At 70.0% G+C, this 12,016-nt stretch carries 11 protein-coding genes and 1 pseudogene; 7 read left to right on the forward strand and 5 right to left on the reverse strand.

Annotated features, from left to right (window positions below):
- Positions 1–113 precede the first annotated feature (113 nt).
- Positions 114–1,601 (forward strand): peptide MFS transporter, encoded by a 1,488-nt coding sequence (locus tag ACFWW9_RS26715; RefSeq protein ID WP_390383482.1) that lies wholly within the window; start codon positions 114–116, stop codon positions 1,599–1,601.
- 120 nt (positions 1,602–1,721) lie between these two features.
- Here ACFWW9_RS26715 and ACFWW9_RS26720 read toward each other — a convergent pair whose 3' ends face one another.
- Positions 1,722–3,017 carry a cytochrome P450 gene (locus ACFWW9_RS26720; protein ID WP_390383484.1) on the reverse strand — a complete coding sequence of 432 codons (1,296 nt, stop codon included), beginning with the start codon at positions 3,015–3,017 and terminating at the stop codon, positions 1,722–1,724.
- 31 nt (positions 3,018–3,048) lie between these two features.
- A complete protein-coding gene (locus tag ACFWW9_RS26725) occupies positions 3,049–3,495 on the reverse strand; it encodes an acyl-CoA thioesterase (protein ID WP_390383486.1) in 447 nt (148 codons plus the stop codon).
- 147 nt (positions 3,496–3,642) lie between these two features.
- Here ACFWW9_RS26725 and ACFWW9_RS26730 point away from each other — a divergent pair, with 147 nt between their 5' ends.
- On the forward strand, positions 3,643–4,173 hold the full coding sequence (locus ACFWW9_RS26730; RefSeq protein ID WP_390383488.1) for a DUF1707 domain-containing protein: 531 nt from the start codon (positions 3,643–3,645) through the stop codon (positions 4,171–4,173).
- 21 nt (positions 4,174–4,194) lie between these two features.
- On the opposite strand, the gene ACFWW9_RS26735 is transcribed toward ACFWW9_RS26730, so the two are convergent.
- Positions 4,195–4,635: a hypothetical protein gene (locus tag ACFWW9_RS26735; RefSeq protein ID WP_390383490.1), complete on the reverse strand. Its 441-nt coding sequence runs from the start codon at positions 4,633–4,635 to the stop codon at positions 4,195–4,197.
- Positions 4,636–4,759: 124 nt separating this feature from the next.
- A pseudogene (locus tag ACFWW9_RS26740) lies at positions 4,760–5,803 on the reverse strand (MFS transporter); the annotation flags it as partial.
- Between the two features lie 100 nt (positions 5,804–5,903).
- Here ACFWW9_RS26740 and ACFWW9_RS26745 point away from each other — a divergent pair.
- Positions 5,904–6,293 carry a hypothetical protein gene (locus tag ACFWW9_RS26745; protein ID WP_390383492.1) on the forward strand — a complete coding sequence of 130 codons (390 nt, stop codon included), beginning with the start codon at positions 5,904–5,906 and terminating at the stop codon, positions 6,291–6,293.
- A gap of 6 nt (positions 6,294–6,299) precedes the next feature.
- Here the strand turns inward: ACFWW9_RS26745 and ACFWW9_RS26750 are convergent, their stop codons facing one another.
- Positions 6,300–6,893 carry a TetR/AcrR family transcriptional regulator gene (locus ACFWW9_RS26750; protein WP_390383494.1) on the reverse strand — a complete coding sequence of 198 codons (594 nt, stop codon included), beginning with the start codon at positions 6,891–6,893 and terminating at the stop codon, positions 6,300–6,302.
- A gap of 161 nt (positions 6,894–7,054) precedes the next feature.
- Between ACFWW9_RS26750 and ACFWW9_RS26755 the strand changes: the two genes are divergently transcribed.
- The 4 genes from ACFWW9_RS26755 to ACFWW9_RS26770 all read left to right on the forward strand — a co-directional run bounded on the left by ACFWW9_RS26755 (position 7,055) and on the right by ACFWW9_RS26770 (position 11,952).
- Positions 7,055–7,948, forward strand: a complete 894-nt coding sequence (locus ACFWW9_RS26755; RefSeq protein ID WP_390383496.1) for a helix-turn-helix domain-containing protein — start codon at positions 7,055–7,057, stop codon at positions 7,946–7,948.
- Positions 7,923–8,090: a DUF397 domain-containing protein gene (locus tag ACFWW9_RS26760; RefSeq protein WP_390383498.1), complete on the forward strand. Its 168-nt coding sequence runs from the start codon at positions 7,923–7,925 to the stop codon at positions 8,088–8,090. Before ACFWW9_RS26755 ends, ACFWW9_RS26760 begins: the two co-directional genes overlap by 26 nt.
- Positions 8,054–8,863 carry a nucleotidyltransferase domain-containing protein gene (locus ACFWW9_RS26765; RefSeq protein WP_390383500.1) on the forward strand — a complete coding sequence of 270 codons (810 nt, stop codon included), beginning with the start codon at positions 8,054–8,056 and terminating at the stop codon, positions 8,861–8,863. Before ACFWW9_RS26760 ends, ACFWW9_RS26765 begins: the two co-directional genes overlap by 37 nt.
- A 146-nt stretch (positions 8,864–9,009) precedes the next feature.
- Entirely contained in the window at positions 9,010–11,952 is a 2,943-nt protein-coding gene (locus tag ACFWW9_RS26770; protein WP_390383502.1) for a PQQ-dependent sugar dehydrogenase, read from the forward strand.
- The last annotated feature ends 64 nt before the right edge of the window (positions 11,953–12,016 follow it).

Below are 12,016 nucleotides of genomic sequence, written 5' to 3' on the forward strand. Positions count from 1 at the left end.
AGAAAGTGGACTGGGCCACCTGGTGGACCACCCGGTTCGGCCGGTACACCCGTACGGCCTAATCTGCGTGGTTGGCACACCGATGTGCCGACACGACGTGAGGGAGTCGACCTTTGAGCGCCACAAGCGCCGACAGCGCCGCCAAGGCACCGCAGCACGGGTTCTTCGGGCACCCCCGAGGCCTGAGCACCCTGTTCTTCACCGAGCTGTGGGAACGGTTCTCGTACTACGGCATGAAGGCGATCCTCGCCTACTACCTGTACTACTCCGCGGCTCAGGGCGGTCTGGGCGTCGACAAGAGCGCCGCCCTGTCCCTCGTCGCCATCTACGGCTCGTCGGTGTACATGGCGGGCGTCGGCGGCGGCTGGCTCGCCGACCGGGTGTTCGGCAGCCAACGCGCGGTGCTCTACGGCGGCGTCCTGATCATGCTCGGCCACATCGCGCTGGCCTTGCCGATCGGCCTCGCGGGCGTCTACGCGGGCTTGATCCTCATCGTCCTGGGTACCGGCCTCCTCAAGCCGAACGTCTCCAACATCGTCGGCGGCCTCTACGAGCAGCACGACCCCCGCCGCGACGCGGGCTTCTCGATCTTCTACATGGGCGTCAACCTCGGCGCGTTCATCGCGCCCCTGATCTGCGGTTTCCTCGGTCAGCAGATCAACTGGCACCTGGGCTTCGGCGCGGCCGCCGTCGGCATGGCGTTCGGCCTCGTCCAGTACCAGCTCGGCCGCAAGAACCTCGGCGAGCTGAGCGACCGGCCCGCCAACCCGCTGCCCGACGAGGACCGCGGCCGGATCCTGGGCCGCATCGTCGGCGTCTCCGCCGCCGTCGTGGTCGTCCTCGTGCTGCTGATCGTGCTCGGCGTGCTGTCCGGCGAGGGCATGGTCAACCTGCTGAGCGTGCTGTCCGTCGTGCTGCCGATCGTCTACTTCACCGTGATGATGCGCAGCGACAAGACCACCCCCGTCGAGCGCACCCGGCTGGTCGCCTACATCCCGCTGTTCGCCGCCGCGGTGTTCTTCTGGCTGCTCTACGAGCAGACCTCCACGGTGATCGCCGCGTTCGCCGACACGAGCGTCCGCAACAGCATCTTCGGCCTCGAGTTCCCCCCTTCGTTCTTCCAGTCCATCAACCCCGTGATGATCATCGTTTTCGCGCCGTTGTTCGCATTGTTGTGGACCAGGCTCGGCACCCGTCAGCCCGCCACCCCGCGCAAGTTCAGCGGCGGTCTGCTGTTCATCGGCCTCTCCTTCCTCGTCGCGATGGCGGCCAGTCAGTCCGGCGGACCGGACGACAAGGTGTCGCCCCTCTGGCTCGTCCTGGTGTTCTTCGTGATGACCTGCGGTGAGCTGATGCTTTCCCCGGTCGGTCTTTCGGTGACCACCAAACTGGCGCCGCGGGCATTCGCGGCGCAGACGATGGGGTTGTTCTTCCTGTCGAGCGCCGCAGGTCAGGGCATCGGCGCGCAGGTGGTGAAGTTGTACAGCGACGACACGGCGGTCGCGTACTTCGGGATCCTCGGCGCGATCGCGCTCGGGCTCGGAGTTCTCCTGCTCGTCCTCGCGCCGAAGATCAAGGAATTGATGGCCGGCGTCGACTGAACGAGGGGGTAAAACGCGGAGGCCCGCCGCGGCGGCGGTGCGGCGGGTCTTCCGCTTGATTCCACAATGCCCTAAGAAGTCGAGCCGCGGGTGTTTCTTTCACCAAACGAGTGGGTGACGCTACCTTTTATCGACGGCGAGTGACGGCTTTGTCACTCCCACGTTCACCGGAAGGTGGAGAGCGCCCCTGATCGTGGGCGACGGCCAGCGGAGAACAGGTCCCGCCGCCCGCAGTCCGGGGAACCGGCGGAACAGCCCGCGCACCGCCGCCGCGGCCTCCATCCGGGCCAGGTTCGCGCCGAGGCAGTAGTGGATGCCCGACGAGAACGCCAGGTGCTTGCCGACGTCCTCGCGGTCCGGGTCGAACCGGTGCGGGTCGGCGAACACCTTCGGGTCGCGGTTGGCCGCGGCCAGGATCATCATCACCGGCTGGTTCGCGGGCAGCCGCCGCCCGGCCAGCTCGAGGGGTTCGAACGGCACCCGCACGACGTACTGCACCGGCGGGTCCCACCGCAGCGTCTCCTCGACCACGCGCTCGGCGTAGGCCGGGTCCGCGATCAGCTTCCGCCGCACCTCGGGGTGCCCCAGCACGGCGTTGGTCGCCGTGCCGATGAGGTTCACCGTCGTCTCGAACCCGGCCACCAGCAGCAGTTCCGTGGTCGCGATCAGGTCGTCCAGCGCGAGGTCGTCGGTCGCGACGAGGTGGCTGACGATGTCGTCACCCGGCGTCCGCCTCCGGTGCTCGATCAGCTCGCCGAGGAACGCGTCGAACTCGCGCAGGGTGTCCTGGAGCAGCCGCAGCTCCTTCATGTCCCGCACGCCGTCGATGGAGTTGACCAGCGCCGTGCCCCACCGGATGAAGCTCTCGTGGTCGCTCGACGGCACGCCGAGCAGGTCCGCGATCACCTGCACCGGCACGCGCTTGGCGAAGTCGTCGACCAGGTCGAACGTCCCCTTCTCCTCGGCGCGGTCCAGGAAGTCCTCGATCACCCGCTCGATCGCGGGCATCTGCTCCCGCAGCGCGCGGGGCGTGAACCAGCCGCCGACGTTGCGGCGCAGCCGCGTGTGGTCGGGCGGGTTGCGCATCAGGAACGAGGTCGTCAGCGGGTTCACCAGCACGCGGCCGTCGGCGGCGTAGGCGGTCTCGTCGATCATCGTCATGTCGGCGGGGGCCAGGATGCCCCACCGCGGGTCGCGCAGGACCTCGGCGGCGATGGAGTGCTCCGCCGTCATCAGCAGCCCGAGCTTGGTGGGCACGAGGGTCCCGCCCGCGCGGACCTTCTCGTACAGCGGGTAGGGGTCCTTCTTCGAGGACTTCCGGAACAGCTTCGCGCCCGGATCGCCCAGGGCGCCGTACACGGCCACCATCCCGCGACCCAGGGCGAGGATGGCGCTGTCCTTCAACTGAGACGGCATGCGTCAACGGTGACGCCAACGCGAACAGTGTTCAAGTACCTCGGCGCGCGGGTTCCCGGCGTGCGGGTTCCCGAACCTGGAACACCTTCCGCACGCCTTCGGGGATCACGGTGTTCCGCAGTTCCAGGGTGCCCACGGCGACGTACCGGTGCCACCCGGTCGCGACCGGGACCCCGTCGACGTCCACGTCGAACCCGAGCGTCACCGACGTCGTGCCCATCGTCCGCACCCGCACGCCGATCTTGAGCAGGTCGTCGAACCGCGCCGAGCCGGTGAACCGCAGGGACGCCTCCTCGACGACGAACTCGATCCCGCTGCGCTCCAACTCCTTGTAGGAGCCCAGGAGCGACCGCAGGGTCTCGACCATCGCGGCTTCGAAGAACACGGGGAACCGGGAGCTGTGCACGACGCCCCGGTGGTCGCAGTCGGCCGGGCGCACCCGCACCCGGTGGACGTGGGCGGGGCGCGCGGGAGCCATGCCTCGGATCCTGACCGATCCCGACGCGTTGGCCAAGCACGGTTTCGTCACGGTCGGTACCCGGTCCGTCGCTGCCCTTGACGCAGATGACCTCAAGGGCTGAGAATCTCACCAACTAAGAGGATTAGCGAACAAGAGGTGATCGCAGTGACCCAGCCGGTGCTCCGGGTGTCCGACCAGGAGCGGGAACAGGCCGTCGTGGTGCTCAACCAGGCCGTCTCCGACGGGCGGCTGACGTGGGAGGAGCACTTCGACCGCGTGCAGGCCGTCTACACCGCGGAGGTCTCCTCCGACCTCGCGCCGGTGCTCGAAGGCCTCGCGGTGGTCGTTGCGCCTCAACGGGTCCACGCGGTCGCGAGCAAGATCCACAGTGCGCCCGTCTCCCACCGGATCGAGGCGAGGGCGACATTCGGCGCGCTGGTGCTCGACCTGTCCGGCCTGCCCGCGGGGGAGCGGTTCGAGGTCGAGGCGTCCTCGTTCTGCGGCAAGGTCACCGTCCTGGTGTCCGCCGCGGCCGTCGTGCTCGACGGCGGCACGGCCCGCTTCGGCAAGCGCGCGCTGCCGGGCGCGCCGACCGCGCCGGCCGGCCCGGTGATCACCGTGACCGGAAACTCCACGTTCGGCCACCTCAGGGTCGTCCGCCCCGACTCGCACTGGGCTCGGCACGCGCTGCACTAGCTCCCGGCGATCTCAGTCGGTTCACGCCGGGCGCAGGACCGGGTCGATCCCGACCAGCACGGCGGTCACCAGGTCGAGGCCGCGTCGCGTCCGCTCGTCGGCGTCCGACGCCAGCGCCTCGCACTGCCGCACCGCGGTGTCCCGGTCGCGGGCGAACATCCCGAACACGTCGAGCACCGCGGTGTGGATCCAGTCCGCGTGGTTGTCGTCGGCGGTGGCGAGCGCGGTGGCGACCACCTCGAGCCCGGCCGGGTCCTGACGGCGGAGCAGCGCCTCGGCCGTCACGCGGGTGGTGAAGGTGTTGTCGGCGTCGAGCACGAGGTCCAGCAGCGGCCGCTTGGCCTCGGGCGCCTCGGCGAAGGCGGCCAGGGCGCGCCCCGCGTCCGCCCGGTCGCGGTGGTCGGTGCTTCCCGCGAGCCTGATCAGCGCGGCCACGGCGGCGCTCCTCGCCTCGGTGCTCATGGGCGCATTCTTCCCGTGTCCGCCGTCGACCCGGAGCGTGGTCCCACCGGCTTGAGGCGGCCCCGACGCAGGCCGCGACGAGTTGCGTCGCGGCCGCCGCGAGGAAGACCGCCGACGTGTCGTGCAGGCCGCCGCCGACGGCCGCGCCGACGGCGAACGCGCCGATCTTCAGGCTCGCCCCGGTGGTCGACACCTGGCCGAGCAGCGTCGACGGCGTGTACCGCTGGCGGGTAGTGATGATCGACGTCAGGGTCGGTCCCTGGGCGAGTCCCACGAGCAGCCCCAACGCCAGCAGCACCACGAAGTTCGACGCAAGCGGCCACGTCGCCAGCGCCAGGCCGGACGCCGCCACCGTCGCGAACACCACGTTCTCCGGCCGCCACCGCGGCAGGTGGCGGCGCAGCGCCAGCAGGCTCGCCACGCACCCGACCTCCATCGCCGCCCACACGAACCCGGCCGCGCCCTCGGGGCGGCCCAGCGTCGTGACGTGCACCGGCAACGCCGTGGCCAGCAGGCCGATCGCGCCGTGGCCGAGCACCGTCGCCAGGGTCGCGCCGCGCAGCGGGGGAGTGGTCGCGAGGTGCCGCGTGCCGTCGCGCATCGCCCGCCACAGCGGCGGGTGCGCGGTCGTGGCGTGCGGCGGCACGCGCAGGCCGAGCGTGCAGAGGCCCGCCGCGAGCGCCAGCACGCCGATCGCCACCACCGCGCTGTCCCCGCCGACCACGGCCGCCAGCACGCCCGTCAGCGCGGGCCCGCCGAGCGCCGCCGCGTTGAACAGCAGCGCGTCCGCGGCCGTCGCGCGCGGGAGGTCGGCGGCCAGGCGGGGGAGCAGGCTGGTGAAGCCGCCGCTCGTCATCGGCAGCGTGGTCCCGGCCAGGAACGCCAACCCGAGCAGCGCGGGCGGGTGCTCGACCGCCACCAGCAGCCCGGCCGCGGTCGCGGCGAGCAGGAACTGGTTGCCCGCCAACGCGATCAGCGGCCGCCGGGTCCGGTCCAGCCACGCCCCGAGGAGCGGCCCGGACACGATCGACGGCACCGTGTACGCCGCCACGGCCGCACCCGCCAACGCCTGGTTGTCGGTGCGCGCCAACACGAACAGCACCAGCGCCAGCCCGACCATCTCGTCCGCCAACCGGGCGAGGCCCGCGGACAGCAGGTAGACGCGCATCCGATCACCCTATGCACGGACGGTCGAAGGGCTTAGCCATTTCGAGTACGTACCGCACGGGGGCGGTGACTTCGCGTGTACCGCGTTTTACGGTGATCACATGACTGAGTACACCGACGAGGAACGCCAGACGCTCCGCATCGCGGTCTACGGTGCGGCACTGCTGGTGTCCAACGCCGATCCGGGTTCCATGGAGGTGGAGGGGTCCGCGAGCGCCAAGGCGATCAAGGAGCTCTCCCCGGAGTTGCGGGAAGCGCTCGGCACGGAGTTCCCCCGGTTGCCGAGAGGTCCCATCGCGCAGATCGAGGACGCCGTGCTGTCCGCGCTGCGCGAGTCGATGGCCATCTTCAAGGCGAAGGCGCCGAGGGTGGGCCGGACGTTCCCGGCGGCGGTCGTGTCGGTGTGCGACGCGGCGGCGGCGGCCGACGGCAGCGTGTCGCAGACCGAGAGCGCGGCGATCACCAAGGTGAAGGCCGCGCTCGTCGTCTGAGCCGGGTCAGGGGGTGCGCCGGGTCCGGCGCACCGTCTCCTCCACGACGTCCAGCACGGGGCCGAGGTCGTCGGCGGGCAGACCCATCGCGAGGTGGGACACGAGGCCCTCCAGTACCAGTTCCAGGAAGCTGGTGAGGACGTCCACGTCCACGTCGTCCCGCAGGTTGCCCGCCTCGCGCTGGCGCAGCAGGCGCTGGCGGGTGGCCTGGGTCAGCTGCGACGAGCGCTCCGCCCAGCGGGCGCGGAACTCCGGGTCGGTGCGGAGCCTCCGCGACACCTCCAGGCGGGTGCCGAGCCAGTCGGCGGGGTGGTCCTCGGTGGACGGCTCCTGCACCAGGAGGAGGTCCCGCATCACCTGCACGAGGCCCTGCTCGGCGACGACGTCCGCCATCCGCAGCGCGTCGTCCTCCGCGAGCGCGAGGAACAGCGACTCCTTGTCCCGGAAGTGGTGGAAGATGGCACCGCGGGACAGCCCGGTAGCCTCCTCGAGACGCCGGACTGTCGCGCCCTCGTAGCCGTAGCGCGCGAAGCAGGTGCGCGCCCCGTCGAGGATCTGGCGGCGGCGAGCGTCGAGATGGTCCTGGCTGACCCTGGGCATCCCGCGATGGTCCCAGCACCGCCCCCGGAAATCCAATCCGTACGTACGGATTGTGACGCGGGTGTCCCACTGGGACACAAACCCCCGTAGGTGATCCTTTGGAGTGGATCTGGGCTGTCTGTGTCGAAATCCCAGGTCAGGCAGCAATATCGTCACGAATCGTGGAAGCACTGGGAGACATCCGGCCGTCGACGGCCTACACCCGCGAACTGGGCGACGAGGTGCGCGACGTCCGGACGCGGAGCGGGCTGAGCCTGACCAAGCTCGCCGAAGGCCTCGGGTGGTCGAAGGGCAAGCTGTCGAAACTCGAGAACGGCGCACGGGGCAGTGACGTGGTGGACCTGATCAGACTCGTCGGCTACTGCCAGGGCGACCAGGCGGCGCTCGACCGGGTCCTGACCATCGCCAGGGAGGGCGAGAAGGGGTACATGATCAGACCCCACCTCGACGGTGTCCCCGACGGTCTCCGGGCGCTGGTCGCCAGCGAGCGCAAGGCCATCGCGATGATCCAGTACGAGGCCATGGCGATCCCAGGTCTGCTCCAGACCGAGGCCTACGCGCGGGCGATCATGCTCACCGGCGACGATCCACGTGAGGCTGTCGAGCCGGGGGTGCGCACCCGCATGGAGCGGCAGGAGATCCTGCGGCGGGCCCGCCCGCCGCAGAGCGCCTTCTTCATCCACGAGTCGGCACTCCACGCCTGGGTCGGCGACTGGCAGGTCATGGCCGACCAGATGCTCCAACTGGCGCTGCTGAGCGCTTGGGGGCACATCGAGATCCGAGTCGTGCCCTTCCACGCGGGCAACAGGTATTGGTGCGCCCACCCCTTCCGGCTCATGGAGTTCCAGGACAGCGAGCCGGTGATCCACGCCGCCAACATGACCTACAGCGTGTTGTCCGAGCGACCCGAAGTGGTGAAGGGTCATCGGGCGGTCACCGAGGAACTCCATGCCGTGGCCCTGGGTGCGCAAGAATCGCGCTCGGAGTTCGCCCGTTGGGCGGACCACTACGAGCGACTGCGGGGCAGCGATGACAGGGCAGGCCGGATGGCGTAAGAGCAGCTACAGCACCACGAGTGGGCAGGACTGCGTTGAGGTGGCGGGCGCGTCTGTGCGGGACTCCAAGAACCCCGGCCCGGTTCTCGTCTTCCCCGCGGCGGAGTGGAAGTCGTTTCTCGACAACCTGAAGGAGGTCTGATCGAACAGCGAATCGTCGATGCCCTGTCGGGCGTTCCAGGTATCGCCCTGACCCTCGGTGGGTCGCGGGCGAGGGGTAACGCGAGTCCGGATTCCGACTACGACATCGGGGTCTACTACGACTCGCCGCCGGACTTCGACGTCCTGCTCGCCGCTGTCACTCGTGTGGGTGAGGTGGTCGGCTTCGGGCGGTACGGCGAGTGGGGGCCGTGGATCAACGGTGGGATCTGGTCGCGGATCGACGGCGTGAAGGTGGACGTCCTGCTCCGGGACGCCCGCCGGGTGCGCGAGGTGGTGGAGGACTGCGTGGCGGGCAGGCCGGAGGTCCACTACCAGGTGGGGCACCCGCACGGGTTCGTCACGGCGATCTACGCGGGCGAGGTCGCCCAGTGCGTGCCGCTGCACGATCCCGAAGGCATCCTCACCGACCTGAGGAGGCTCGTCGACCCGTACCCCGAAGCCCTCGCGGAGGCGTTGATCGCCCGGTTCGGGTGGGAGTTCGGCTTCGCGCTGGACACCGCCGAGTCGGCGGCCCGGCGTGGGGACACCGCCTACGTGGCCGGGTGCGCGTTCCGGGCGTTCGCGTGCCTCACGCAGGTGTTGTTCGCCCGCGAGCGCCGCTACCTGACCAACGAGAAGGGGTCCGTCCGGCTGGCGGGGGAGTTCGTGCCCGGTTACCCGGAGGCGGTCGGTCGGGCGCTGTCCCACTTGGCGGACGACCTGCCCGAGGTCCTGCGGTCGGCGCGCGCGGTCGGACGTGATCACCTAGGGTGAGGAAATCGCTTTCCATTCATTTGGTATAGACCATTGACACTCGCTCTGCCTGGTGGTGTGATCCGACTGTAAGGAAACTTTACTTACTGTTAGTGATCCAACCGCCGCCGCGGAAAGTCCCACCCCTGCTCGCGGGAGGCATTCAAGTGGTACCGAGGAACAGTCGACGGCTGCGCGCCGTCGGCGCCCTGACCGTCGCCGTGGCCACAGCACTGGCCGCGGTGTCCCTGCCGGGAGTGGCCTCGGCCGCGCCCACCCGTTACGAGGCCGAGAACGGCACCCTGTCCCAGGCCGTCGTGGAGTCCAACCACGCGGGCTTCTCCGGCGCGGGCTTCGTGAACGTCGACAACGTCGTGGGCAGCTCCGTCGAGTTCACCGCGACCGCCGCGCAGGCCGGTCCGGCGAAGCTCACCATCCGCTACGCGAACGGCACCGCCGAGAACCGGCCCGCCGACATCAGCGTGAACGGCGAGATCGTCCAGGACAACCTGGCGTTCCCCGGCACCGGCGCGTGGACGACGTGGACCAGCCTGACGACCACGGCCCAGCTCGCGCCCGGCGCGAACAAGATCCGCGTCACCTCCGCGGGCGCGACCGGCGCGGCGAACATCGACTACCTCGAGGTGGATGCCGCGGGCGTGCCCGCCTCCGACTACGAGTCCGAGTCGGCGGCCATCTCGCAGGGCGTCGTCGAGTCGAACTGGCCGGGCTTCTCCGGCACCGGGTTCGTCAACTACGACAACGTGGTCGGCAGCTCGATCGAGTACACCGTGACCGCCGCGCAGGCGGGGTCGCACGCGCTGGCGTTCCGCTTCGCCAACGGCACCACCCTGAACCGGCCGCTGGCCATCAGCGCGAACGGCGGCGCGGCCCAGACCGTGGCGTTCCCGCCGACCGGCGCTTGGACGACGTGGCAGACCGTCACCGTCACCCTGCCGCTGGTCGCGGGCACGAACAAGATCCGCACGGTGTCCACGACCGCCGAGGGCGGCCCGAACGCGGACAAGCTGAGCATCAGCTTCAGCGGTCCGGCCGACACCGAGCGGCCGCTGCCGCCGTCGGGCCTGCGCTCGACCGGGCACACCGCGACCACCGTCTCGCTCGCGTGGGACGCCGGTAGCGACAACGTCGGCGTCGTCGGCTACGACGTCTACCAGCACGGACAGCTCGTCACGAGTGTCGGCAACGTGCTACAGGCCACCGCGACCGGCCTGATCGCGGACACCGAGTACGACTGGACGGTGTTCTCCAAGGACGCCGCGGGCAACGTCTCGGTGGCCAGCACCAACGTGATCGTCCGGACCGACCCCGCCCCGGCGGACACCGTCCCGCCGACCACGCCGGGCACCCTCCGCTCCACCGGCAAGACCGCGACCAGCGTCGACCTGGCGTGGACCGCGTCGACCGACAACGTCGCCGTGACCGGGTACGACATCTTCCGCGACGGCGTCCAGACCGGCACCGCGGACGGCAACGCCACCAGCACCACCTCGGCGGGGCTGACGGCGGGCACCGAGTACGCGTTCAAGGTCCGGGCGCGCGACGCCAAGGGCAACGTCTCGGGCTTCAGCAACGAGATCAAGGCGACCCCGAGCGCGGGTGGCCCCTCCGGCACCCCGGACCCCGGCGCGGTCAGCACCCTCGCGAGCGGCGTCGACGTGGCGTGGGGCGTCGTGTTCCTGCCGGACGGCTCGGCGCTGTTCAGCGAGCGCGAGACGTTCAACATCTACCGGCTGACCAAGAGCGGCCAGAAGACCCTCGCGGGCCGCATCTCCCAGGCCGTCGGCACCGACGGCGAGGGCGGCCTGCTCGGCCTCGAACTGTCGCCGAACTTCGCCAACGACCACTGGCTGTACATCTACCACACGGCGTCCGAGGGCAACCGGGTCGTGCGGATCAAGTACGAGAACAGCGCGCTCGTGCAGAGCACGTACCAGATCCTGTTGCAGGGCTTGGCGAAGAACCGCTACCACAACGGCGGCCGCCTCCGCTTCGGCCCGGACGGCAAGCTCTACATCTCCTCCGGCGACGCGCAGAACAGCGCCAACGCGCAGAACAACAGCTCGCTCAACGGCAAGATCCTCCGCATCAACGCCGACGGCTCGATCCCGTCGGACAACCCGTTCGGCAACGCCGTCTGGAGCAAGGGCCACCGCAACCCGCAGGGCCTGGACTTCGACTCGCAGGGCCGCCTGTGGGAGGCCGAGTTCGGCAACACCAGCCAGGACGAGGTCAACCTGATCACCAAGGGCGGCAACTACGGCTGGCCCAACTGCGAGGGCACCGGCGGCTCGTGCGCCGGGTTCATCGCGCCCAAGAAGGTGTGGGCGACGAACGTGGCCTCGCCCAGCGGTCTGACGATCATCAACGACCACGTGTTCGTGGCCACCACGGTCGGCCAGCGCGTCTACCGGATGACGATCGACAGCAGCAGCAACCTGGTCGACCAGAAGATCTACTTCCAGGGCACGTACAACCGCCTGCGCACGGTGGAGGTCGACCACGACGGCGACATCTGGCTGACCACCACGACCGACAAGGACGGCGTCCCGAACAACGACCGGGTGCTGCTCGTGGACATCGTGTACGCCGGTGGCACCGCGTTCTCGTTGAAGAGCAGCGCTTTCGCCGACGACGCGATGATCCCGGCGCGGCACACGTGCGCCGGTGACCACTCGCCGGGCCAGGACATCTCCCCGCCGTTCAGCTGGGGAGCGAGGTCCGGCGCGCAGGCGTACGCGATCGTGTTCGCCGACCGCGCGAACAACGGCAACAAGCTGCACTGGGCCATCTGGGACATCCCCGGCGGCACGACGTCGTTGCCGGAGAACCTGGGCGCGGGCTTCACCGTGCCCAACCAGGGCGGCGCCAAGCAGAAGGCCATGGAGAGCGGGGCCAACTCGCTCAAGTACTTCGGTCCCTGCCCTGGCGGGCCCACGAACCCGTACACGTTCACGCTGTACGCGCTGAACACCGCGACGGTTCCGGGCATCACGTCCGGCTCCACGATGGCGCAGATCGAGACCGCCATCAAGAACGCCAGCAGCGCGAACACCGTGCTGCGCGGCCGGTCGAACGCCTCGGCCTAGACCAGCGGCGGGGGGGGGGGGCGGGCGTCGGGGCGCCCCCCCCCCGGGTTGCCGTTGGCCGAAT

Origin of the sequence: Umezawaea sp. NPDC059074 (assembly GCF_042738955.1) — a bacterium.
Taxonomy (GTDB): Bacteria; Actinomycetota; Actinomycetes; order Mycobacteriales; family Pseudonocardiaceae; genus Umezawaea.

What these genes read in the sequence shown, in the direction of transcription:
- ACFWW9_RS26720 (WP_390383484.1), bottom strand. Translation starts at nt 3,017, where the DNA reads ATGCCGTCTCAGTTGAAGGACAGCGCCATCCTCGCCCTGGGTCGCGGG.
- ACFWW9_RS26725 (WP_390383486.1), bottom strand. Translation starts at nt 3,495, where the DNA reads ATGGCTCCCGCGCGCCCCGCCCACGTCCACCGGGTGCGGGTGCGCCCG.
- ACFWW9_RS26760 (WP_390383498.1), top strand. Translation starts at nt 7,923, where the DNA reads ATGACAGGGCAGGCCGGATGGCGTAAGAGCAGCTACAGCACCACGAGT.
- ACFWW9_RS26745 (WP_390383492.1), top strand. Translation starts at nt 5,904, where the DNA reads ATGACTGAGTACACCGACGAGGAACGCCAGACGCTCCGCATCGCGGTC.
- ACFWW9_RS26735 (WP_390383490.1), bottom strand. Translation starts at nt 4,635, where the DNA reads ATGAGCACCGAGGCGAGGAGCGCCGCCGTGGCCGCGCTGATCAGGCTC.
- ACFWW9_RS26750 (WP_390383494.1), bottom strand. Translation starts at nt 6,893, where the DNA reads ATGCCCAGGGTCAGCCAGGACCATCTCGACGCTCGCCGCCGCCAGATC.